13 protein-coding genes are annotated in these 20,706 nt (G+C 60.4%); 12 read left to right on the top strand and 1 reads right to left on the bottom strand.

What is annotated here, in order from left to right; genetic code table 11:
* Positions 1–8 precede the first annotated feature (8 nt).
* Positions 9–647 carry a LysE family translocator gene (locus tag EX00_RS02010; protein ID WP_047453620.1) on the bottom strand — a complete coding sequence of 213 codons (639 nt, stop codon included), beginning with the start codon at positions 645–647 and terminating at the stop codon, positions 9–11.
* Between the two features lie 238 nt (positions 648–885).
* Between EX00_RS02010 and EX00_RS02005 the strand changes: the two genes are divergently transcribed.
* From EX00_RS02005 to EX00_RS01955, 12 genes are all read left to right on the top strand, one after another.
* The gene (locus EX00_RS02005; protein WP_047453618.1) at positions 886–1,953 is read left to right on the top strand and encodes a dipeptidase; all 1,068 of its coding nucleotides are present in this window, start codon (positions 886–888) and stop codon (positions 1,951–1,953) included.
* 36 nt (positions 1,954–1,989) lie between these two features.
* Positions 1,990–3,630, top strand: coding sequence for an ABC transporter substrate-binding protein (locus tag EX00_RS02000; RefSeq protein WP_047453617.1), 1,641 nt, complete (start codon positions 1,990–1,992; stop codon positions 3,628–3,630).
* Positions 3,631–3,651: 21 nt separating this feature from the next.
* Positions 3,652–4,719 (top strand): ABC transporter permease, encoded by a 1,068-nt coding sequence (locus tag EX00_RS01995; RefSeq protein ID WP_047453615.1) that lies wholly within the window; start codon positions 3,652–3,654, stop codon positions 4,717–4,719.
* Entirely contained in the window at positions 4,716–5,642 is a 927-nt protein-coding gene (locus EX00_RS01990) for an ABC transporter permease (protein ID WP_047453614.1), read from the top strand. Before EX00_RS01995 ends, EX00_RS01990 begins: the two co-directional genes overlap by 4 nt.
* Positions 5,639–6,472: an ABC transporter ATP-binding protein gene (locus EX00_RS01985; protein WP_047453612.1), complete on the top strand. Its 834-nt coding sequence runs from the start codon at positions 5,639–5,641 to the stop codon at positions 6,470–6,472. Before EX00_RS01990 ends, EX00_RS01985 begins: the two co-directional genes overlap by 4 nt.
* Entirely contained in the window at positions 6,469–7,218 is a 750-nt protein-coding gene (locus tag EX00_RS01980; protein WP_047453610.1) for an ABC transporter ATP-binding protein, read from the top strand. Before EX00_RS01985 ends, EX00_RS01980 begins: the two co-directional genes overlap by 4 nt.
* A 162-nt stretch (positions 7,219–7,380) precedes the next feature.
* Complete coding sequence (locus EX00_RS01975) at positions 7,381–7,569, top strand: hypothetical protein (RefSeq protein WP_047453608.1); 189 nt, start codon at positions 7,381–7,383, stop codon at positions 7,567–7,569.
* Positions 7,570–7,732: 163 nt separating this feature from the next.
* The gene (locus EX00_RS31675; RefSeq protein WP_202903677.1) at positions 7,733–7,891 is read left to right on the top strand and encodes a hypothetical protein; all 159 of its coding nucleotides are present in this window, start codon (positions 7,733–7,735) and stop codon (positions 7,889–7,891) included.
* Positions 7,892–8,159: 268 nt separating this feature from the next.
* Positions 8,160–8,843 (top strand): helix-turn-helix domain-containing protein, encoded by a 684-nt coding sequence (locus EX00_RS01970; RefSeq protein WP_047453606.1) that lies wholly within the window; start codon positions 8,160–8,162, stop codon positions 8,841–8,843.
* 421 nt (positions 8,844–9,264) lie between these two features.
* Entirely contained in the window at positions 9,265–17,775 is an 8,511-nt protein-coding gene (locus EX00_RS01965) for a glycoside hydrolase family 94 protein (protein WP_047453603.1), read from the top strand.
* Between the two features lie 149 nt (positions 17,776–17,924).
* A complete protein-coding gene (locus EX00_RS01960; RefSeq protein ID WP_234708954.1) occupies positions 17,925–19,082 on the top strand; it encodes an OpgC family protein in 1,158 nt (385 codons plus the stop codon).
* Between the two features lie 344 nt (positions 19,083–19,426).
* Positions 19,427–20,518 carry a porin gene (locus EX00_RS01955; RefSeq protein WP_047453600.1) on the top strand — a complete coding sequence of 364 codons (1,092 nt, stop codon included), beginning with the start codon at positions 19,427–19,429 and terminating at the stop codon, positions 20,516–20,518.
* Positions 20,519–20,706 lie beyond the last annotated feature (188 nt).

The raw sequence follows: 20,706 nt of genomic DNA, 5'->3' as shown, positions 1-20,706 counted from the left end.
TTTTGCTATCAGGCCGCAGCTTTCTTCCATCCCGCCGCCAGCAGACCCGCGCCAATCATCAGCGCTCCGCCAGTCCGATTGACCAGGCGTTGCACGCTTGGCTTACGGATCGTCTTCCGGGCCATCGAGGCCATGAGGCCATAGGTGGTGGCGTTCAAGGTCGCCAGAGTGAGGAATGTCACCTCAAAGACGATCATCTGAAAAGCGATGGGCTGCGAGGTGTCGAGGAATTGCGGAAGAAAGGCGACGAAGAAAATGATGCTCTTCGGATTGAGCGCGGTCACCGCATAGGTATGCAGGAAAATTCGCAATGGCCGCTCTTTACCCGTCTCCGTACCTTCCGTCTCGGCGGATCTGTCAGAGACCGGAACGCGCCAGAGCTTGATGCCGAGATAGATGAGATAGGCCGCGCCAATCCACTTGAGTCCGGTGAAGATCGCAGCCGATGTGGCAAGCAGCGCGCCAAGGCCCAACATCGAGGCGGTCATTGCCGTGAAGTCGCCAAGCGCGACCCCTGCGACGGTGGCGGTCGTCGCCTTGCGGCCATGCCCAAGCGCATAGGATATGACGAGCAGGATTGTCGGTCCGGGGATCGCCAGCAGCACGGCGGATGCGGCGACAAAGGCAAGCCAGTGTTCGATAGACATATGATGCTCCCAACTATTCTAGCGGAGCAATCCACAAGACCAAACGCTTGGCAAGCGTTGTTGCAAATTTTCTGATTGCAGCGACGCTGTTGCCTCTGACCTTTGCTCCCGTTTTCCGTCCGCCCGCCCCCTTCATGCCCATGAAGATTTTTTTCATTTAGGGATGGCGAATTCTGTCATCTTTTCTATTCTGACCGCTTTCCCTCCGCTCGTTCGAGCGCTTTATCCAGGATAGACGATGCAATCCGTATTCGATGGCCATAACGACGTTCTGCTGAGGCTCTGGCATCATACAAACGAAGGCGCCGATCCGGTCGCCGAATTTAAGAATGGGATATCGATCGGCCATATCGATGCGCCCCGCGCCAAGGCCGGCGGTCTCGCCGGCGGTCTTTGCGCCATCTATATTCCTTCCGGCCATCTCGTCTTTGCCGAGCCCGACCGCAACGGCCATTATGCGACGCCCCTCGCAGCCCCGCTGGAACGGGCACCCTCGCTCGATATCGCGCTGGAAATGGCCGCAATTGCGCTCAAGCTCGACCGTGCCGGCGCCTGGAAGCTTTGCCGGTCGACCGCAGACATCCGCGACAGCATGGAAAAAGGCATCTTCGCCGCCGTCATGCATATGGAAGGCTGCGAGGCGATCGACGCCGATCTCGTCGCGCTCGAGACTTTCTATGCGGCGGGCCTGCGCTCGCTCGGCCCGGTCTGGAGCCGCAACAACGTCTTTGCCCATGGCGTGCCCTTCGCCTATCCGAGCTCGCCGGATACCGGCCCCGGCCTGACGGATGCAGGTTTTGCGCTGGTGCGTGAATGCAATCGGCTCGGCATCGTCATCGATCTCGCCCATATCACCGAGAAGGGCTTTTGGGATGTGGCGAAGACATCGGACCAGCCGCTGGTCGCCAGCCACTCCAACGCCCATGCGCTGACCCCGGTCGCGCGCAACCTGACCGACAAGCAGCTCGACGCCATCAAGGAGAGCCGTGGGATCGTCGGCCTCAACTATGCGACCGCCATGCTGCGAGAGGACGGACGCTCGGATGCCGACACGCCGATCGAGGTGATGATCCGCCATCTCGACCATCTCATCAAACGCGTCGGCATCGATTGCGTCGGGCTTGGATCGGACTTCGATGGGGCGACGATTCCGGCGGATATCGGCGATGCCGCGGGCAATCAAAAGCTGATTGCTGCGCTCCGGAACGTTGGCTATGGTGAGGCCGATCTTGCGAAGCTATGCAGGGAGAACTGGCTTCGTATTCTGGCGTCCGCTTGGGGAGAGGGCGGCGCGTCGCGTGCATAATTATACTGATAAAAGTCAAAATAAGGGAACAAGAACATGATGATCACCAGGATGAACCGCAGATTCCGTGCCCTTTCGGCCGGTGCGGCTCTCTCGATTTTGCTGGCAGCGGCACCGAACGCCTTCGCCGAAACGCCGAAGGACACGCTGGTCGAGGGCTTCGCCTTCGACGACATTCTCAGCATGGACCCGGCTGAGGCCTACGAGCTTTCCGCCGCCGAAATCACCGGCAACACCTACAGCCTGCTCGTCCGCCTCGATATCAAGGATACCTCCAAGATCCAGAGCGATCTTGCCGAGAGCTGGTCGGTGTCCGACGACCATCTGACCTATACATTCAAGCTGAAGCCCGGCCTGAAATTCGCCTCCGGCAATCCGATCACCGCCGATGATGTGGCTTATTCCTTCGAGCGCGTCGTCAAGCTCGACAAGAGCCCGGCCTTCATTCTCACCCAGTTCGGTCTCACTGGTGACAACGTGACGGAAAAGGCCAAGGCAACCGATCCGAACACATTCGTCTTCACCGTCGACAAGCCCTATGCGCCGAGCTTCGTGCTGAACTGCCTGACCGCCACCGTCGCCGAAGTGGTCGACAAGAAGCTGGTTCTGCAACACGTCAAGCCGGCGACGCCGACGGCCGACTACAAGTATGACAACGACTTTGGCAATAGCTGGCTGAAGACCGGTTTTGCCGGTTCCGGCCCGTTCAAACTGCGCGAATGGCGTGCCAACGAGGCCGTGGTTCTCGAGCGTAATGAAAATTTCTATGGTGAAAAGCCGAAGCTTACCCGTGTCATCTACCGCTTCATGAAGGAAAGCTCGGCGCAGCGCCTGGCGCTGGAGAACGGCGATATCGACGTTGCGCGCAATCTGTCGCCGACCGATCTCGCCGCCGTCGAAAAGAACGCGCAATTGGCCTCGACCAGTGCGCCGAAGGGCACGATCTATTACATCAGCCTCAACCAGAAGAACCCGAACCTTGCCAAGCCGGAAGTGCAACAGGCGTTCAAGTACCTGGTCGACTATGACGCCATCGGCAAGACGCTGATCAAGGGCATCGGCGAAATCCATCAGACCTTCGAGCCGAAGGGCTTGCTTGGCGCGCTGGACGAGAATCCGTTCAAGCTCGATGTCGCAAAGGCCAAGGAACTGCTGGCCAAGGCCGGCCTGCCCGACGGCTTCTCCGTGACCATGGACGCGCGCAGCATCGAGCCGGATACCGGCATCGCCACCACGATCCAGCAGACGCTCGGCCAGGCCGGCATCAAGGTGGAGATCATTCCCGGCGACGGCAAGCAGAAGCTGACCAAATATCGCGCCCGCAATCATGACATCTATTACGGCCAGTGGGGCAACGACTATTGGGATCCCCATTCCAATGCCGATACCTTCACGAACAATCCCGACAACTCCGACGCCGGCACCAACAAGACGCTTGCCTGGCGCAATACCTGGACGACGCCGGAACTCGACAAGGAAACAAAGGCCGCCCTGTTCGAGATCGATACCGCCAAGCGCGCCGCCATGTATCAGGAGATCCAGAAGAAGTACCTGGAAGCCAGCCCCTTCATCTTCCTCTATCAGCAGACGGAAGTGGCCGGCTATCGCAAGGACGTGAAGGATTTCAAGCTCGGTCCAAGCTTCGACACCAACTTCGTATGGCCGATCTCGAAGTGATAATCCGGCAGGATTGATCCCTTGAGCACTGTCGAACGGAAAATGGAGGTGCGGCCCAAAAAGGGCCGTGCCGCGCCCATCGCGATGGGCGTTTTGCGCTTCCTGGTCGTTGCCATCACGACCTATCTCGGCCTTCTGGCCGTCACCTTCTTTATCGGGCGGGTAATTCCGATCGATCCGGCGCTGGCGATTGCCGGCGACCATGCGCCTGCGCAGGTGATTGAACGCCTGCGCCGCGAAATGCATCTCGACCAGCCGCTCTATCAACAGTTCTACTTCTATCTGGTGAGCGCGCTTACCGGCGATTTCGGCACGTCGGTGCTGACGACCAATCCGGTGATGGACGATATAAGGCGCGTCTTTCCGGCAACGATGGAGCTTGCGACCGTCGGCACGATCATCGGCGCCGTCTTTGGCGTTCCCTTCGGCGTGCTTGCCGCCGTGCGCCGCAACAGTTTCATCGACCAGATCGTCCGCGTCATCGGTCTCGTGGGCTATTCGGTGCCCGTCTTCTGGCTGGCGATGATATCGCTCCTCATCTTCTATGCCGAGCTGCGCTGGGTAGCCTATCCCGGCCGCATCGACATCGCCTATGAATATACCTTCACACCGATCACCGGCTTCTACCTGCTGGACAGCGCCATGCAGGGGCAATGGGACGTGTTCTGGGACGTGTTTCGCCACATTATCCTGCCCGCCTCGCTGCTCGGTTATCTGTCGCTGGCTTATATCAGCCGCATGACGCGCAGCTTCATGCTGAACGAACTGGGCCAGGAATATATCGTCGCTGCCCGCGCCAAGGGACTTTCGGAAACGCGGGTGATCTGGGGCCATGCGCTGCGCAGCGCCGCCGTGCCGCTGATCACGGTGATCGCGCTCTCCTATGCATCGCTGCTGGAGGGCTCGGTGCTGACGGAGATCGTGTTCTCCTGGCCGGGCATCGGCTTTTACATCACCAGTTCGCTGCGCAATGCCGATATGAACGCCGTGCTCGGCGGCACCATCGTCATCGGCACGGTTTTCATCGGCATCAACCTGCTTTCCGATCTGCTCTATCGGACCCTCGATCCAAGGACGCGACGTAAATGACGGCTGGGACCACGCAAATCGGCTGGCGTGACTGGCTGCTGTCGGACCGGCCACAGTCGCGCCGGCAGGCAAGGCTCGGGCGCGCTTACGTCACCTGGCGGCAATTTTCCGCCAATCGCTTGGCCGTCGTCGGATTGCTGATCATCCTCGCACTGGTGCTGATCGCAGCACTTGCCGATGTTATTGCCCCGCATTCGCCTGTTATCGGCGATCTCAGCAATGCCTATCTGATGCCGCCGGGCACGGAGGGCTACCTTCTCGGCAGCGACGATCTCGGGCGCGATATTCTCTCCCGGCTGATCTACGGATCGCGCTGGACCTTGTATATCGTCGTGCTCGTCACGATCATCTCCGCGCCGATCGGGCTGATCATCGGCATGGTTTCCGGCTATATGGGCGGCTGGGTCGATACCGTGCTGATGCGTATCACCGACATCTTCCTTGCTTTTCCGAAGCTGGTGCTGGCGCTGGCCTTTGCCGGCGCGCTCGGGGCGGGCATTGAAAACGCCGTCATCGCCATCGCCATCACCTCCTGGCCGCCTTATGCGCGCCTGGCGCGGGCCGAGACGATGACAGTGCGGCGCTCGGACTATATTGCCGCCGTGCAGCTCATGGGCGCCTCGCCGCTGCGCATCATCTTTCGCCATGTCATGCCGCTTTGCATCTCCTCGTTGATCGTGCGTGTCACACTCGACATGGCCGGCGTCATCCTGACGGCCGCCGGTCTCGGTTTTCTCGGCCTCGGCGCGCAGCCGCCGTTGCCGGAATGGGGCGTGATGATCGCCAGCGGCTTCAAATACTATCTCGACCAATGGTGGGTGGCGGCCATGCCCGGCATCGCCATCCTGATCGTCAGCCTCGGCTTCAACCTGCTCGGCGACGGCCTGCGCGATGCGCTCGATCCGAAGGAGAGCGGCCAATGACGACGATGTTGACAGTCGAGAACCTTAGAGTTCGCTATCCCACCCGTACCGGCGTCATCGAGGCGGTACGGGGCGTGTCCTTCACGCTCGGCCGCGAGCGGCTCGGCATCGTCGGCGAGAGCGGTTCCGGCAAATCGCAGACCGGTCGCGCCATCATGGGGCTGACACCGCCGCACGCGCTCGTCAGCGCCGACAGGCTGAATTTCAACGGCATCGATCTCTTGTCGATCTCCGCCAAGGAGCGCCGTTCGCTGCGCGGCAAGCGCATCGCCATGGTGCTGCAGGATCCGAAATATTCGCTGGACCCGGTGATGCCCATTGGCCGGCAAATCACCGAGACGTTGCGCACGCATGAAAAAGTCGGCAGGGGCGAAGCGCGTGATCGCGCCATGGCCATGCTGGAAGCCGTGCAGATCCGCGACCCGAAGCGGGTCTACGACCTGCATCCGCATGAAGTTTCCGGCGGCATGGGCCAGCGCGTGATGATTGCGATGATGCTGATCGCCGGACCGGAGCTGCTGATCGCCGACGAACCGACCTCGGCGCTGGATGTCACGGTGCAGCTCGATGTGCTGCGGATCATGGATAAGTTGGTGTCGGAGCGTGGCATGGGGCTGATTTTCGTGTCGCACGATCTGCGGCTGGTCTCCTCCTTCTGCGACAGGGTCATCGTCATGTATGCCGGCAAGATCGTTGAGGAGCTCAAGGCCTCCGAGCTCAACAATGCGCAGCATCCCTATACGCGTGGCCTGCTGAACTGTATGCCCGTCATTGGCGAGAACCGCCATCCGCTGCCGGTTCTCGACCGCAAGCCGGAGTGGGCGGCATGACGGCAGCACTTGCGGTTGACGGCCTCAGCGTCGTCTATGATGGTTATTATGCCCTGGATGCTGTCAGCATCGATGTGAACCGGGGCGAATCCTTCGGTCTCGTCGGCGAGTCCGGTTCCGGTAAATCGACCTTGCTGCGGGCCGTCGCCGGTCTTGCGCCGATCAGCGGCGGCACGATCCGCATCGACGGCGAGGTGCTGAAGGGTTCGAAGCGCGCCAAGGCGTTCTATCGGCAAGTCCAGATGGTGTTTCAGGACCCCTACGGCTCGCTGCATCCGCGCCAGACGATCGACCGGTTGCTGTTGGAGCCGCTGGCAATCCATGGCATCGGCGACAGCGAGACGCGCATTGCCCGGGCGCTTGACGAGGTCGGTCTCGGTACCGGTTTCCGCTTTCGCTATCCCCACCAGCTTTCCGGTGGCCAGCGTCAACGCGTGGCGATCGCCCGCGCCCTGATCGTCGAGCCGTCCATCCTGCTGCTCGATGAGCCGACCTCGGCGCTGGATGCATCCGTGCAGGCCGAAGTACTCAATCTCTTGGAACAGGTGCGCAGGGATCGCCATCTGACATTCGTCATGGTCAGCCATGATCTTGGCGTCGTCACCCATATGTGCGAGCGCCTCGTGGTCATGCAGAACGGCGCCATCGTCGAGCGGCTGAGCGCGAAAGATCTGGCGGCCGGCAAGGTCGAAGAAGACTATACGCGCAATCTGATGATCGCGAGCAAAGGGTTTGTTCGCGATTAAGATGTAGCTATACGATTGATTTAGCTTGTTAATCTATCGTCATCGCACCAAAAGACGACCAATCGTATAGACTATTGACACCTGCCGCATTTCTGTCATGATGTTGTTAATGACGGTTAACTTTCGTGATCCTGACCGGGTCGTACACGAGTGGAGGCAGGCATGTTTTTCATGGGTGGCATGACCATGGGCTATCTTCATCCGCCGATACCGGCGAAGGAAGAGGACGCCTTGACCGTCACTCTGCCGGAAGAAAAGAGCCGTCATCTGATCGGTCAAACTGAGGCTCCGGCCTCTGAATCAAGCGCCGTGGAGCGCACCTTGATCTGGGCCCGCCGCATTCTCTGCTGAGCTTCTGCTCCGCCGATTGTCGAGCCCCACCTGTATCCAGTGGTTTATTTTTCCCCTCGCGGCCCTCTGGACGGAAAACTATCTCTACCTAATTGATAGAGACTATATAAATGTCAGGCATGGGTTCGTCCCTGCGACAATAAAAAATCAACGGAGGCAACACATGGCGAATTTGGGTATGTCGAATACGCATGTGAACCGGTTCGATGCTTCGAAGCGTGCTGCCGCGACGCGGCACAAGATCCACACCGCGATCAATGTTGCGCTGTGTTCCGCCGCGTTCATTTTCGTCGCCGCCATCGTTTGCGGCGTCGTGGTCTGATTTCCGTCGAGGGTGATGCGGCCGGGTTTGGCCGGTCGTGTTGAAGCGGTCTTCTCTCGCTTGTCCCCAGGAACGACAGTATTTCATCGGGCCGGTGTTCAGCTCCGGTTGGCTATGGCTGGCGGTTTGATCCAGCTTTTTCCAAAATCAATCCTTCCCGCACATGGCCGGAACTTTGCCGGGCAAAGAAATTTTGCCCTGCCCAATAGAATGCGCCTCGTTAAAACAGTAAGCTCCGCCAAAAGATAAAATAGATTGGGGCGGAGGGATGACCAAGGTGGAGGCTGGGCGCAGCGGCAGGCGGAATGGTGCACATGATGCGAAGGCAATTCTGAAACAGGATCCGCACGCCCTGCGCGACGCGAAGGAGAACAACCTCGAAATGGCGATCGGCCATGAGGTTCGCGCCTATCGCAAGAAGCTCGGCATCACCGGCGCCGATCTCGCCTCGGCCACGGGCATCTCGCTCGGCATGCTCTCCAAGATCGAAAACGGCAATACCTCGCCGTCGCTCACCACGCTGCAGTCCCTGGCGCGGGCACTCGGCGTGCCCGTCACCGCATTCTTCCGGCGATTTGAAGAGAAGCGCAATGCCGTCTTCGTTAAGGCTGGCGAGGGTCTGGAGATGGAGCGTCGCGGCACGCGCGCCGGTCACCAGTACAATCTGCTCGGCCATATCGGCAACGGATCGAACGGCCTGCAGGTCGAGCCCTATCTCATTACCCTGACGGCCGATTCGGATGTTTTTCCGGCGTTTCAGCACGCGGGGCTGGAATTGATCTATATGCTGGAAGGCGAGGTCAAATATCGCCACGCAGACAAGCTCTATGCCATGTTGCCGGGCGACAGCCTGTTCTTCGATGCCGATGCGCCGCATGGCCCGGAAGTGCTGGTCAGTCTGCCGATCCGTTTTCTGTCGATTATTTCCTATCCGGAAAAAAATGGCGCTTGAGACGAATTTGCGAATCTTTTGAGGGAGTTCAGTTTAAGTTCATCTTCAGCGGGATATGGAGGGCTCAGTCTGAAATACCCTGCTTCCTGTTTGCAAGAAGTCAGCCCAAGGAGAATGCCTCGTGACCCTGATCGATTGTTTTTAACGCACCGGGACTGCTGTCGGAGCGATCCGGCCGCCTTTCAAGTTTCATGGGAAGCCTGTTTCGCATGGTGGCGTAAAATCGCCACGATCCCGAAGAAAACCCCATGAAAATCTTCGCCTGAATCGTTTGTTCTAAGCCGCCACCTCCAATTCACCCCCTTCGCGCGCCGGGAAGCGAAGCAAAAGGGTCCAAATGTGTGAATGGTTGTGTCGGGCAGAATAAAGACATCAAAGGCGATAATGCCTGTCACTCTGTTTGGACCCAGAACCCGAATCCATGACGACACAAAATCTCTCCACTGTTTCGCTACGCGATTCTGAAGCCAAGCAGATCGATCACAATGATTCGATCCGGGCTACCTATTTCTCCAACGAGCAGATACGCGAATGCGGCGCGACCTTCGCCCGCAACGGCGCCAAGACGACGCTGCCGGGCTTTGCGCCTTTCGACTTCTTCGCGCGCCACAAGGAGAACGAGAAGGAGATCCTGCGGGTCTATCGTTCGGCCAATGCCGATGTCGACGCGGGCGAATCGATCACGCCGGCGGCAGAATGGCTGCTCGACAACCATTACGTCATCGAAGAGGCGATCCAGGAAGTCCGCCGCGATTTCCCGAAGAAGTTCTACGATCAGCTGCAGACGATCACCATCGGCGGCATGGTCATGCCGCGCACCATGGCGCTCGCCTGGCTCTATGTCGCCCACACGCACAGCACCGTGTCCAACCAGGGCCTGCTGGCGCTGGTGGAAGGCTTCCAGTCGGTGGAGATGCTGAAGATCGGCGAGTTATGGGCCGTCCCGTCGCTGGTGCGCTATATCCTGGTCGACAATCTGCGCCGCATCTCCAGCCGCGTTGAGCAGAGCCGCATCACGCGCAAGAAGGCCAACGAGGCCGTCGACGAGCTGATCCGCCTTAACGACGACGCCAAGGTCGCCGAATTCCTGAAGACGCTCGAGCCCTATACCTCGGACAATACGTTTGCGACGCAGTTCCTTTATCGTCTCCGTGATGGCTCCCACACCTCGGGTCTCGCCGTCACCTGGATGGAAAAGCGCATGGCGGATGCCGGTACGGACGCCGAAAGCGTCATGATGGCCGAGCATAACCGGCTGTCGTCCGGCAATGTGACGATGGGCAACATCATCAAGAGCCTGCGCCTGATCGACGATACGGACTGGTCGGTCTGGGTCGAGGAGGTGAGCGCGGTCGACAAGCTGCTGTGGGACGAGACCGACTACGCCAAGCTCGATCCCGGTTCGCGCAACAGCTATCGCCGCCGCATCGAAAAGCTCGCCCGCCGCTCCAAGAAGACCGAGATGGAAATCGCCCAGGTCGCCATGGCGATGACGGAAGCCGCCAAGGCTTCGGGCGAGCCGCAGCCGCAAGAGCCGAATATCGGCGACTACATCATGGGCCAGCAGACGGAAAAGCTGGAAAAGGCGATCGGATATCGTCCTCTGCTCTCGGCGCGTTTCGTGCGCCAGTGGCGCAAGCTCAACTGGCTGGCAATTGCAGCGCCCGTGATGCTTTTGACGGCCCTTGCGTTGGCCGTCGTCGGCTATTTCATGATCCAGGCCGGCATGGGCTGGGCTGAAACCATTCTCCTGCTGCTGATGTTCTCGCTGCCGGCGTCCGAAGGGGCGACGGGCCTGTTCAATTTCTTCGTCACCATGTACCTCACGCCGGCGCGCCTCGTCGGTTACGAGTTCAAGGAAGGCATTCCGGAAGAGGCCCGCACGCTGGTCGTCGTGCCGACCCTTATCGGCAACCGCGACAGCGTCGACGAACTGGTGCGCAATATCGAGGTGCATTATCTCGCCAATCCGCGCGGCGAAGTCTATTACGCGCTGCTCAGCGACTGGCCGGACAGCCAGGAGGAAGAGAGCGAGCGCGATCTGGAAATCCTGGACTACGCCCGCCGCGAAGTCGCCAGCCTCGCGGCTCGCTACGCCGAGGACGGCAAGCAGCGTTTCTATCTCCTGCATCGCCGCCGCCTCTACAATCCCGCTGAAGGTTCCTGGATGGGCTGGGAGCGCAAGCGCGGCAAGCTGCACGAACTGAACCTGCTCCTGCGCGGCGACCGAGATACGACCTTCCTGCCCGGTGCCAATACCGTGCCGAAGGACGTGAAATACGTCATGACGCTCGATTCCGACACGCGCCTGGTGCGCGATACGGTGACGAAGCTCGTCGGCAAGCTGCATCATCCGATCAACCGCCCGGTTTTCGATCCCGAGACCAAGCGTGTCGTTCGTGGCTACGGCGTCTTGCAGCCGCGAGTCACCCCTTCGCTGACGACCGGCAAGGACGCTTCGGTGTTCCAGCGCGTCTTCTCCGTCAATCGCGGTCTTGACCCCTATGTCTTCGCTGTTTCCGACGTCTATCAGGATCTGGTCGAGGAAGGCACGTTTACCGGCAAGGGCCTCTATCATATCGATGCCTTCGAGGCCTCGCTGAAGGGCAAGATCGACGAGAACGCCGTTCTCAGCCACGATCTGCTCGAAGGTTCAATGGCGCGCTGTGCGCTGGTGACCGATTGCGAGCTCGTGGAAGACTTCCCGATCCGCTATGAAGTCGAAGTCTCGCGCCAGCATCGCTGGGCTCGCGGCGATTGGCAGCTGCTTTCCTACCTCTTCAATCCCAAGCGCGGTGTCACCGGTCTTGGCCGTTGGAAGATGATGGACAATCTGCGTCGTTCGCTGACGCCGATCGCCTGGTTCTTCGCCTCGGTTCTCGGCTGGTATTTCATGGGGCCGTTCGGTGCCCTGATCTGGCAGATCCTCTTGATCTTCTGCCTATTCGTGGCGCCGACGCTGTCGCTCATTAACGGCATCATTCCGCGCACCAGCGATATCATCGCCCGCGCCCATCTCTATACGGTCTGGACGGATATCCGCGCCGCCAATGCGCAAGTGGCGCTGCGTATCGTCTTCATCGCCGACAGCGCCTGCGTCATGGCCGACGCCATCGGCCGTTCGCTCTACCGCGCCTTCGTCAGCCGCAAGCTGATGCTGCAATGGCGGACCGCCGCCAGTGCCCAGGCAGCGGCCCAGACCACCATTCTCGGCCACTACCGCGTCATGTGGCATGCGCCGGTACTGGCGCTGCTGGCGCTCGCCTTTGCGTCGCTGTCGGGCGACAATGCCTTCCTCGTCGGCATTCCCTTCGCGTTGCTCTGGGTGCTGTCGCCGGCGATTGCCTGGTATGTCAGCCAGTCGGCGGAAACCGAGGACAAGCTCGAAGTGTCGGAAAGCGTCTCGTCGGAACTGCGCAAGATCGCGCGGCGTACCTGGCGCTATTTCGATACCTTCGTCGTCGACCAGCAGAACCATCTGCCGCCGGACAACGTGCAGCAGACGCCGCATCCGGTCGTGGCTTCGCGCACCTCGCCGACCAATATCGGCGTCTATTTTCTCTCGGTCATCTCGGCCCGCCACTTCGGCTGGATTTCCTTCGAGGAAACCATCGATCGCATGGAAAAGACCATGGCGACCGTCGAGAAGCTCGAAAAGTTCCGGGGACATCTCTGCAACTGGTATCACACGGACACGCTGAAACCGATGGGCGCGCGCTATGTCTCGGCGGTCGACAGCGGCAATTTCGCCGGTCACCTGATCGCCGTGTCCTCGGCCTGCCGCATCTGGGCGGAAGCGCCTTCCGCGCATATGCAGGGCAATCTCGACGGCATCGGCGATGTCGCCGGCATTCTTGGCGAAATGCTCGCCGAACTTCCGGATGACCGCAAGACCGTGCGTCCGCTGCGCCATCGCCTGGAAGAGCGCATCGTCGGCTTCCATAATGCGCTGGCGGCGGTCAAGCGCGAGCATGAGTTCGCCTCGATCCGCATCATCAATCTTTCGGTCCTGGCGCATGATATCGAGAAGCTTGCCGCCAATCTCGACCATGAGGTCAAGTCGCAGCAGAGCGGCGAGGTGCTCACCTGGTCGCAATCGCTGGTGAAGGTCTGCGAAGGCCATATCGCCGACAGCGTTTTCGATCTCGCCAATGTTGACGCGCTGCGCCAGCGGCTGGCGAAGCTCCGTGACCGTATGCGCGAAACCGCCTTCGGCATGGAATTCGACTTCCTCTATCGTCCGGAGCGGCGCCTGCTCTCCATCGGTTTCCGCGTGGAAACCAACGAGCTCGATGCCGCCTGCTACGACTTGCTGGCGTCGGAAGCCCGCCTCACCAGCCTGTTCGCCATCGCCAAGGGCGACCTGCCGACGGAGCATTGGTACCGCCTCGGCCGTCAGGTCGTGCCCGTGGGATCGCGCGGCGCGCTGGTGTCCTGGTCCGGCTCGATGTTCGAATATCTGATGCCGCCGCTCGTCATGCAGGAGCGTCAGGGCGGTATTCTCAACCAGACCAACAATCTGATCGTCCAGGAACAGATGAACTATGCCAAGCGTCTCGGCGCCGGCATTCCCTGGGGCATTTCGGAAGCGGCCTTCAACGCCCGCGACCACCAAATGCAGTATCAGTACACCAACTTCGGCGTGCCCTCGCTCGGCCTGAAGCGTGGTCTCGGCCAGAATGCCGTCATCGCGCCCTATGCCTCCATTCTCGCCAGCCAGTATCGGCCGGAAGCGGCGCTCGAAAACCTGCAGAAGCTGCGCAAGGTCGGCGCGCTTGGCATCTATGGCTTCCATGACGCCGTCGACTTCACGCCGACCCGCGTTCCCGAAGGCAAGAAATGCGCGGTGGTCTTCAATTACTATGCCCACCACCATGGCATGTCGATTGCGGCTATTGCCAACGTCGCCTTCAACGGACGCCTGCGTGAACTCTTCCACGCCGATCCAGTGATCGAAGCGGCCGAACTGCTGCTGCAGGAAAAGGCGCCGCGCGATATCCCGGTCATGGCCGCCAAGCACGAGAGCGACCAACCGGCCAATATTCAGGAAGACATGCTGCGTCCGGAGATCCGCAAGATCGCCGATCCGGCCACGCGGGACCGCGAACTCGCCTTCCTCTCCAACGGCCATTACTCCGTCATGCTGACGGCGACCGGCGCCGGCTATTCGCGCTGGAATGGCCTCACCGTGTCGCGCTGGCGGCCCGATCCGACGGAAGACCGCTGGGGTACTTTCATCTTCCTGCGCGATACCGTGTCCGGCCAATGGTGGTCGACGACATCGGAGCCGCGCAGCATCGAAGGCGAAAAGGTCAAGGTCGCCTTCAGCGACGAAAAGGCGGAATACAGCAAGACCATCGGCGATCTCACCAGTGAGGTCGAGTGCATCGTCGCCACTGAACACGACGCCGAAGGCCGTCGCGTTACCTTGCTCAACATGGGTACGGAAGATCGCTTCATCGAAGTGACCTCCTATCTCGAGCCGGCGATTGCCAGCGATGATGTCGATTCCGGCCATCCGGTCTTCGCGCGCATGTTCGTGCGCACCGAAATCGGCGGCAGCGGCGACGTGCTCCGCGCCGAGCGCAACAAGCGCGACTATAACGAGCCGGACATGTCGATCGCGCATCTGGTCGTCGACAATGCCGGTTCCGAGCGCCCGACGGAATTCGAGACGGATCGCCGCAAGTTCCTCGGCCGTGGTCGCACCCTTGCCGAAGCCGCCGCCTTCGATCCGGGCGCGACGCTGTCGGGCACGGAAGGCTTCACGATGGATGCCTGCCTGTCGCTGCGCCGCGTCGTGCGCGTACCGGCCGGCAAGAAAGTCAGCGTGATCTTCTGGACGATCGCCGCGCCGAACCGCGAAGAGGTCGACAAGGCGGTGGACCGCTACCGCAATCCGGATGCTTTCGCAGCCGAACTGACGCAGGCCTGGACGCGGACGCAAATGCAGATGCGCCATGTCGGCGTCTCCTCGCAGCAGGCGGCCGCTTTCCAGAAGCTTGCGCGTTATCTCGTCTATCCCGACATGCATCTGCGCGCCGACAGCGCCACCGTGCTCGCCGGCCTGCATTCGCAGTCGGCGCTCTGGCCGGTGACGATTTCCGGCGATTTCCCGATCTTCACGCTGCGCATCAATGACGAAATCGACATCGAAATCGCCAAGGAAGCGCTGAGTGCCGGGGAATATCTGCGCTCGCGCGGTATCGCCGCCGATCTGGTGATTCTCAACGAATGCGCCGCCGAGCATGTACAGGCGATGCAGCATCAGCTGGATGCGCTTGCCGACCATATCCGCCACAATCAGGGGGATGGGCTGCGCCAGCACATCTTCGCGGTGCGCAAGGACCTGATCGAGAACGAGACCTATCAGCAGATCCTCGCCTCCTCCCGCGTCGTCTTCCATGCCCGCAACGGCAAGCTGGTCGACCAGATCGCTCGTGCCGCAACGCTGTTCGGCTCGGCACCGCAGGGCGATCAGGCCCCGGTCGATCGCCGTGCCGTGGCGCTCGCGCCGCAGGAATCGGTGTTTGTGGCCACGGAACTGGGAGCGCAGGCCGATCTCGACTTCTGGAACGGCTACGGCGGCTTCGCCGAAAACGGCCGCGAATATGTCGTCCGGCTTGCCGGGGGACAATCGACGCCGCATCCGTGGATCAACGTCATCACCAATGAGCGCTTCGGCTTCCATGTGCCCGCCGAAGGCGGCGGTTTCACCTGGAGCCACAATTCGCGCGACTATCAGTTGACCCCATGGACCAACGACATGGTCATCAACCGTCCGGGCGAGGCGCTTTATGTGACCGATCTCGACAGCAATGCGGTCATGACCCCCTATGCCGGCCTGTCGCGCAATCCGAAGGTTCAATATGAGGCCCGCCACGGCCTCGGCTATTCGGTCTTCTCGAGCGAAGAGAACGGTATTGCGCTGGAACTGACGCAGACGGTCGATCGCGAGCGTCCCGTGAAGGTCTTCCGCCTGCGCGTCAGCAACAAGGGCAAGAGCACCCGGCGGTTGCGGCTCTACAACTATGCGGAATGGGTGCTTGGCATCAATCCGCACAAGACCAAGCCTTTCATCCTCTCGTCGCTGGACGAGGAGACGGGAGCGCTGTTTGCCAACAATCCCTACAGCATCGATTATTCCAAGCGGGTCGCCTTCATGGCGGCAAGCGAGGCGCATTCGAGCTTCTCGGCCAGCCGCCGCGAATTCATCGGCCGTCACGGCACGGTGCAGATGCCGGAAGCCGTTGTCTCCGGCGCCGTCCTCTCCAACTCCACCGACCTCGACGGCGATCCCTGCGCGGCACTCGCCTTCGACCTGACCATCGGTGCGGGCGAAGAGAAGGATATCTGCTTCTACATGGGCGATACCGCTTCTCTCGAAGAGGCGCGTTCATTGGTCGCCGAGATCCGCAAGGCGGATTTCGAGACGGTGCTTTCGGCCACTCGCGGCTTCTGGGACGGTTTTACCGGCCGTCTGCAAATCTCGACGCCGGATAAGGCGATGAACAACATGATCAACGCCTGGCTCCCCTATCAGAGCCTTGGCTGCCGTATCATGGCGCGCACCGCCTTCTATCAGGCATCGGGCGCCTTCGGCTTCCGCGACCAGTTGCAGGATACGCTGGCCTTCCTGACGCATGCGCCGGAACTTGCGCGCAAGCAGATCGTCAATGCGGCCCAGCGCCAGTTCCGCGAAGGCGACGTGCAGCATTGGTGGCTGCCGGGCAGCGGCGCCGGCGTGCGCACGCATATCTCGGACGACGTCGTCTGGCTCGCCTATGCGATCAACCAGTATTGCACGGTGACGGGCGACAAGTCGCTTCTGGATGAGGAGCTTGCCTTCGTCGAGGGTGCCGCCCTCATGCCCGGAACGCATGACGCCTTCTACCAGCCGAGCGTGTCCGAGGATAAGGTCAGCGTCTACGAGCATGCGGCGCTGGCACTCGATCTCGCCATCAAGCGCAAGGGCGGCAACGGCCTGCCGCTGATCCTCGGCGGCGACTGGAACGACGGCATGAACCGTGTCGGCATTCAGGGTCGCGGTGAAAGCGTCTGGCTCGGCTGGTTCCTTGCCGGCACGCTCACCGCCTTCCTGCCCTACGCGGAAGCGCGCGGCGACAAGGAGCGCGTCGAGCGCTGGACCAAGCATCTGCCCGAACTGCGCAAGTCGCTGGAAACAGCGGGCTGGGACGGCAACCATTATCGCCGTGGCTATTTCGACGACGGCAGCCCGCTCGGCTCCAGCGAGAACTTCGAATGCCAGATCGATTCGATCGCGCAATCCTGGAACATCCTCTCCGGCGAAGGCGACCCCAAGCGCGGCGAGACGGCGATGAACGCCGTTCTCGAAAAGCTGGTCGACGACGACAACCGAATGATCCGGCTGTTCACGCCGCCTTTCTCCAAGTCGGCGCGCGATCCGGGCTACATCAAGTCCTATCCGCCGGGTGTTCGCGAGAATGGCGGTCAGTATACCCATGCCGCCACTTGGGTGGTCATGGCGCTGGCGGAAATGAACCGTGGCGACGATGCCTGGCGTTGCTTCGAGATGCTGAACCCGGTCAACCACGCACTTGATCGTGATCAGGCCGATACCTATCGCGTCGAGCCCTATGTCATTGCCGCCGACATTTATGGTGAGGGGCAATTGACCGGCCGTGGCGGCTGGACCTGGTATACGGGCTCGGCCGGCTGGTTCTATCGCGTCGCGATCGAGGGCATTCTCGGCATCCGCGTCAAGAACGGCCGCCTCTACGTCAAGCCGGCGCTGCCGTCGACGTGGGATGGCTTTGCGGCGGATCTCGATCTGTCGAGCGGAAAATACCGCATTTCCGTCTCAAAAGCGCCCGATGAGAGCGGATACTCGGTCACCGTGAATGACAGGGCGCTTGCCCATCCCGAAGAGGGCTATCCGATCGAGCAGTAACGTTTTCGTGCACTGTTTCGCATCGATCGATGGGGCCAAGGAGGGAACTCTTTGGCCCCATCCGCATTTGATTGTCGGAACAGGAGATGTTCATGAACATCAGGGCACATATCGACACACAGTCGGGAAGCGCCATCGGTTCGCCGAAAATGTCGGCAGGGCGCGATACCAGGCTGGATGTTTTGAGGGCTTTGGCCCTGATCACGATCTTCATCAATCACGTACCCGGCCAGTTCTTCGAACGGCTAACGACAAAGAATTTCGGTTTTTCCGATGCGGCAGAGGCTTTCGTGCTGATCTCCGGCATCTCGGTCGGCCTTGCCTACGGAACGCGGTTCAAGCCCGGCAATCGGCTCTCGACCGCCTGGAAGGCAGTCAAGCGCGCCTTCACGCTTTATACGGCGCATATGATCACCACCTTTATCACGCTGGTGCTGTTCATCTCCGGCGCCTGGATTTTCCGCCAGGTGGGCCTGCTCTGCGAGGTGAATATCCTTGCGGTGCTGATGGATCCGGCTCGCGGCATTCCGGCGCTGCTGCTGCTTGGCCACCAGATCGGTTATAACAATATCCTGCCGATGTATGGGGCGTTGTTTCTCATGCTGCCGCTGATGCTGGTGCTGGAGGCGAAAAGCCCGTTGCTTCTACTCCTGGTTTCTGGTGCCGTCTGGCTGCTCGCCGGCATCTACCAGATCGCGCCGCACACGACGCTGCTCGACGGCTTCTGGTTCCTGAACCCGCTGTCCTGGCAATTCCTGTTTGTCATCGGTTTCGTCGCCATCATGCATGTGAAGCGTGGCGGCCGGATTGCCTATAATCCGGTCCTGTTCGCGCTTTCGCTGGCCTATGTCATGCTGTCCTTCATCTGGGTTACAGATAAGCTCTGGGTGCTGGGCGATCAGTTGGCTGCGCTCGGCCTGCCCACCGTCGTCACCGGTTTCGACAAGACCTTCCTGTCGCTGCCGCGGCTGTTGCATGTGCTGGCGCTTGCCTATCTCATCGTCTGCATACCGGCCGTCTCGCGATTGCTGCGCCGGCCGGCCAACCACCCGCTGGCGATCTTCGGGCGGCATTCCCTCAGCATCTTCGTTGCCGGCACGATCCTCGCCATGGCGGGACAGGTCATCCTCTATGTCACGGAGAAGGACCCGGCCGTCGGCGCCGCTTATGTGGTTGTCGGTATCGTCCTGCAGTTCGCCTATGCTTATTATCTCGAGCACAAGCGGCTGGATACCGCCAACCATCGCCCCGCCAAGACATCGGTGGGCGTGCTTCCCCTGCCTATACGGGTCGAACGGCGCCGATAACCCGTCTGGTGGCCATTCAGTACCAGACGAACAACAGATTGATTTTCAGGGACAATCCATTCACGACACTTTCGTGAATGGATTGTGACGTGATTTTTCTGCAACGCAGTGATGTTTCGGTGCGCCGCAGTCGATATTTAATTGCTCAAAATCTTGTTGTGCAAAATTGAAATCCCTAAATCGAATCCGTGGCGACGCTCGGGGAGCGTCGCCACCCCGGCGTCATACGTGCCCGAACGGGTGCGTGGCGTAATTGTGGGGATCGTCAAAACGGGAATGGGGTAGGGAGCGTCGAATTTTCGACGCGATAACTCATGCCCAATCGATACTGGATTGGAGCAATCATGAATATCAGAGGTCTTCTTCTTGGTTCGGCCGCTGCCCTGGCCGCCGTCTCGGGAGCGCGGGCGGCTGACGCCATTGTGGCCGCCGAGCCGGAACCACTTGAATATGTTCGTATTTGCGACGCCTATGGCGCTGGCTACTTCTTCATTCCCGGAACCGAAACCTGTTTGAAGGTTGGCGGCAAGGTCCGCACCGAGGGCTATTGGAAGGACCCGAGGAACGCTGCAAGCCGCATCGGCACACAATGGCACACCCGCGCGGAACTTTCCTTCGATACCGCCTCCGATACTGAATATGGTCCGCTCAAGACCAACACCGTTTATCGGTGGGATTGGCAGGATGGCGGCACCACCAACGCGAGGCTGCTGTTTGCCAATATCAGCCTCGGTGGCTTCACCGTCGGCAAGCTCGACTCCCAATATACGATGTACATGGGCTACACGACCAGTCTGATCAACGACGAGGTCATCTACGAAGGCCCGAAGGAGCTTAACCAGCTCACCTACAAGTATGATTCCGGCAACGGCTTCACCGCATTGGTGTCGCTGGAAGATAGCAACTCCTCGGCAACCACCTCATCCTATCGCGGTGCGTGGCAGACCGGAGAGGCCAATCATTATGCTCCCGACGTCGTCGTCGGTGCGGGCTACAAAGGCAGCATGTTCCAGCTCAGGATCGTCGGCGGATATGATTCCATCGTCGAAGAAGGCGCCATCAAGGCGCGTATCGATGGCGATTTCGGCGCCTTCAAGCCGTTCTTCATGGGTGGCTGGAATACCGACGGTGACAAGCTGAACAAATATGCCGGATCCTTCCTCAACACCAATTCGGCGGCTTGCCCGAGGAATGGTGCGGATTGCGGATGGGGCGACTGGGCCTTCTGGACCGGCTTCAGCTACACGTTTACGCCGAAGCTGCAGAACACCACGATGGTTGCCTATACTGACAGCGGCATTTTGCAGGCGACGACGAACCTAGCCTGGCGCCCGGTCAAGGACCTGGCCGTCACGCCTGAACTTACCTACATGCGCTACGATGCCACCAATTCCGATCAGTGGACAGGTGCCTTGCGCTTCGAGCGCAAGTTCTGATCTGATCCCGGCTTAACGCCAGTCCTACCCTGGCCTGAAGCTAATCATAACCGATCTGGCGCCCGTCATAACTCCGCGGTCGTCGGGACCGATTTGACCTCCGATCAGAGCAGGAGAAAGGCCCGGTTTTCCCTACCGGGCCTTTCTTGTTTTGTCTCTTAGTTCCGCCCCACGGGCGAGGGTATCAA

Source organism: Martinezella rhizogenes (assembly GCF_000799715.1).
Lineage (GTDB): Bacteria > Pseudomonadota > Alphaproteobacteria > Rhizobiales > Rhizobiaceae > Rhizobium > Rhizobium rhizogenes_C.
This window is presented reverse-complemented; position numbering and strand designations above follow the sequence as displayed.

Excerpts from the sequence above, each read along its gene's own strand:
- EX00_RS01955 (WP_047453600.1), top strand. The coding sequence starts at position 19,427 with ATGAATATCAGAGGTCTTCTTCTTGGTTCGGCCGCTGCCCTGGCCGCC.
- EX00_RS01980 (WP_047453610.1), top strand. The coding sequence starts at position 6,469 with ATGACGGCAGCACTTGCGGTTGACGGCCTCAGCGTCGTCTATGATGGT.
- EX00_RS01975 (WP_047453608.1), top strand. The coding sequence starts at position 7,381 with ATGTTTTTCATGGGTGGCATGACCATGGGCTATCTTCATCCGCCGATA.
- EX00_RS02000 (WP_047453617.1), top strand. The coding sequence starts at position 1,990 with ATGATGATCACCAGGATGAACCGCAGATTCCGTGCCCTTTCGGCCGGT.
- EX00_RS01985 (WP_047453612.1), top strand. The coding sequence starts at position 5,639 with ATGACGACGATGTTGACAGTCGAGAACCTTAGAGTTCGCTATCCCACC.
- EX00_RS01965 (WP_047453603.1), top strand. The coding sequence starts at position 9,265 with ATGACGACACAAAATCTCTCCACTGTTTCGCTACGCGATTCTGAAGCC.
- EX00_RS02005 (WP_047453618.1), top strand. The coding sequence starts at position 886 with ATGCAATCCGTATTCGATGGCCATAACGACGTTCTGCTGAGGCTCTGG.
- EX00_RS31675 (WP_202903677.1), top strand. The coding sequence starts at position 7,733 with ATGGCGAATTTGGGTATGTCGAATACGCATGTGAACCGGTTCGATGCT.
- EX00_RS01960 (WP_234708954.1), top strand. The coding sequence starts at position 17,925 with ATGTCGGCAGGGCGCGATACCAGGCTGGATGTTTTGAGGGCTTTGGCC.
- EX00_RS01970 (WP_047453606.1), top strand. The coding sequence starts at position 8,160 with ATGACCAAGGTGGAGGCTGGGCGCAGCGGCAGGCGGAATGGTGCACAT.
- EX00_RS02010 (WP_047453620.1), bottom strand. The coding sequence starts at position 647 with ATGTCTATCGAACACTGGCTTGCCTTTGTCGCCGCATCCGCCGTGCTG.
- EX00_RS01990 (WP_047453614.1), top strand. The coding sequence starts at position 4,716 with ATGACGGCTGGGACCACGCAAATCGGCTGGCGTGACTGGCTGCTGTCG.